The organism is Galactobacter valiniphilus (assembly GCF_003575975.1).
In the GTDB taxonomy this organism is placed as follows: domain Bacteria; phylum Actinomycetota; class Actinomycetes; order Actinomycetales; family Micrococcaceae; genus Galactobacter; species Galactobacter valiniphilus.
In genome coordinates, this window is the sequence record NZ_QQXK01000055.1 from 1 (window position 1) to 2557 (window position 2557).

A 2557-nucleotide genomic window follows, 5' to 3' on the forward strand; every position below is an offset into this window, starting at 1 on the left:
ATCACACGGTGACCGCGTCTACGTCAGCAACGACGAGCCGGACCACCGCGCGCTACACCACTATGCGGGACTCAACTAAGTGTGTTGTGCCTGAGGGGTTGGTGACCGAGTGGACGCTCAGCGCGCCAGTGAAGGGGTGGGTGTCCCAGGTGTAGGTGCAGCTACTGAGGGTGGTCCGGCCGGTGAGCGAGAGGCGCCGCGGCACTCCAAGGTGTTGGGTCATCGGGGATTCCTTCCTGTCACTTCGGCTAAGCCTTCTTGGTGTTGGAAGTTCTCGATGAGGACGTTGCGCTGGGGAGGGAGGGCGAGAGTGAGGTGGGCTGTGACACCCATGTTGGTACCGGCCAAGAGGAGGAAAGCCTCGAGAGTGAAGTGAGCGGGGGTGAAATCGCGGCCGCCGTGGGGGTGGGGTGAGAGGCGCTGTGGCTGTCACCAACTCCTGCACCAGTCCCGAACCGCTCGGCCACTTCGAGTCCAGCAATACGTTCGGCGGCTGGGTCACGTAGCCTCGACGCCGACGGCCAACACATCCTCGCCCAGGTGTGGGACGACGAAGCGGAGGACTTCTGAAGTACGTGGCGCGTCAGGGTGGGCCGCCCCCTTCATTCGGTCCGGTCGCTGTGCGAGTCGTCGGTTTCCGATTGATGGGTGCACTGCCGAGCGTAGTCGACGGGTGCGAGGTAGCCGAGCGATGAATGCCGGCGGTCGTGGTTGTATTCGGTCTTCCAGTCGCCGATCACGACCTGGGCGTGGAGCAGCGAGTAGAAGCTGTTGATGTTCAGGCACTCGTCGCGGAGCCTGCTCTCGGCATCCTCGCCTTCACTTCGGCGAGGTCACCCGTGGCCAGGCCTCTCGCCCTCGCTGCGCCACCGGCGACATCCTCCGCTTCGCGAGGTCACCATGGTCGAGCCCCTCGCTGGGCGACGCGTGCGTCCCGTCGTGGCCTGAGACCTCACATCACCGACGGGGCCCTGCCGAGAGACGATCCTCACGGCAGGGCCCCGTCACGGTGCTTGGGCGCGAGCGGCCGGGGGCGCCTCGGGGGTCAGGCGTCGTCCCGCCCGGCGGCGCGGTGGACGAACTCGATGAGGGAGTTCTCCATCTCGGCGCGGGTCTCGGGCTCGTTGTGAACCTCGTGGCGGACGTCGGGGTAGATGTGGAGTTCGACGTCGTGGCCCTTCTCCTCTAGGCGCCGGGCGACCTCGCGCGCACCCTCGCCGTAGTTGGTAACCGGGTCCTCCGCGCCCGCGAAGATCGCGACGGGAACCTGCGGAAGGCGGTCGAAGAAGTCGTCGCCGTTGGCCTGGTCGTACACGTCGACGAAGCCCTGCAGGAACCGGTTGCTCAAGGGGGCGCCGAAGTTGTTGAAGGGGTCGCGGCCGTGATCACGGACGACGTCCGCGTTGCGCGCCACCCAGTCCGTCGGGCCGAAGTCCGGGCCGAGGCGGTCGTAGAAGCCGTCGAACAGCTGGCCCACCAACGCATCCGCAGCGGGGGCGGAACCGTCGGCCGCCGCGGCAGCCTTCAGAGCCTCGCGATCCAGCGTCGACTCGACACCGCGCATGCCCACGGCGATACCGCCCAGCGCGAGCCCGTCGACCTCGACACCCGGTTGCAGCACCAGCGCCCGCGCGATCATCGACCCCAGGCTGTGGCCGAACACCACGTACGGCAGGTCGGGGAACAGCTCCTTGGCCTTCCGGTACAGCGTCACCTCGTCCTGCACGATGACCGTCGCCGACTCGTCACCGGCGTCACCCCACGTCCCCGACTGCATCGCCGTCCGACCGTGACCCGCGTGATCGTCCGCGACCACGACGAACCCCGCATCCACCAGCGCGGCCGTCATGTGCAGGTACCGGCGGGAGTGCTCGCCGAGACCGTGGATGAGCTGGACCACCGCCACCGGCGTGACCGCCGGTTCGTACACCCAGGCCTGGATGGTGTCGGTGCCGTTGTGCGACGTGAACTCGAGTTCGCGCAGAGCCATGCTGACCTCCTCGTCATGCCCCTCGGGCGGTGAGCTCGACGGTATGACCCTACCGTACCTGCCGACAACGGGATGTCCGGCCCCCGACCTCCGTCGCCCACTCGCGGAACTCCCTGTCGCGGGCGCTGAGAGCGGCAGGTACGCGCCCAGCCCGTCCCGAGAGCCGCGTGACCGGGGCCTTGACCCCTGATCTTGGACACGGTGTTCTTTGGGTAAGCGGCTCTTCGGACATTCGGTGGGGGGTCATGGGGTGAGTCCGCCGGCGGCGAGGAGCATGCGGAGCCGGTAGTTGTGCTGGTTGCGGAAGCCGCGGGCGAGGCGGCGGTGAAGCTCGATGATCCCGTTCACGGCCTCAGTTCCGCCGTTCGATGATCGTCCGGTCGTGAAGTAGGCCAGGAACGCAGCCCGGCAGCGGCGGAGGGTGCGGCCAAGGCGGGCGATCTCGGGGATCGGGCAGGTGTGGAATGTGTCGACGACCTTCTCGGCGATTCGCCGCCCCTCGGCGAGGTCCTTCTGGTGGTAGGCGGAACGCAGTTGCTGGGCGCACTGCCACGCGACGAACACCTC

2 protein-coding genes and 1 pseudogene are annotated in these 2557 nt (G+C 67.7%); all 3 read right to left on the bottom strand.

Annotation, left to right across the window (positions count from 1 at the left end):
• Positions 1 to 602 precede the first annotated feature (602 nt).
• Positions 603 to 815, bottom strand: a pseudogene (locus tag DWB68_RS15585) (integrase core domain-containing protein); the annotation flags it as partial.
• A gap of 230 nt (positions 816 to 1045) precedes the next feature.
• Positions 1046 to 1990 carry an alpha/beta fold hydrolase gene (locus tag DWB68_RS15590; protein WP_119426030.1) on the bottom strand — a complete coding sequence of 315 codons (945 nt, stop codon included), beginning with the start codon at positions 1988 to 1990 and terminating at the stop codon, positions 1046 to 1048.
• A gap of 243 nt (positions 1991 to 2233) precedes the next feature.
• The coding region (locus DWB68_RS15595; RefSeq protein ID WP_147391717.1) for a transposase at positions 2234 to 2557 on the bottom strand (324 nt) is incomplete at its 5' end.